We start from the raw sequence: 251 nt of genomic DNA on the forward strand, positions 1-251 counted from the left end.
ACTCGGCCCAGCTCGGCGGGGCCACCTGGGTGGTCAGTGGCCAGAACCATAGGGCGCACCAGGCGTCCATGACGAGCCGCAGCCGCTGGTAGGCGCCGTCGGGGTCGGCCAGGGACTGTTCCACCTGTTCCCGGGTGACGACCTGTCGATGCGAGGGAGCTTCGTTGCGACCCCACAGGGCGATGTCGCGGCTCGTCTGCTGCTCGGCCACGGTGAGCCGACGCAGTGCCATCGTCCACAGGTCCTCGACC

At 69.7% G+C, this 251-nt stretch carries 1 protein-coding gene; it reads right to left on the reverse strand.

What is annotated here, in order from left to right; genetic code table 11:
- The coding region (locus tag MTCD1_RS23775) for a hypothetical protein (protein WP_200818698.1) at window positions 1-232 on the reverse strand (232 nt) is incomplete at its 3' end.
- Window positions 233-251 lie beyond the last annotated feature (19 nt).

Source organism: Colwellia marinimaniae (assembly GCF_002207865.1).
Taxonomy (GTDB): domain Bacteria; phylum Pseudomonadota; class Gammaproteobacteria; order Enterobacterales; family Alteromonadaceae; genus Colwellia; species Colwellia marinimaniae.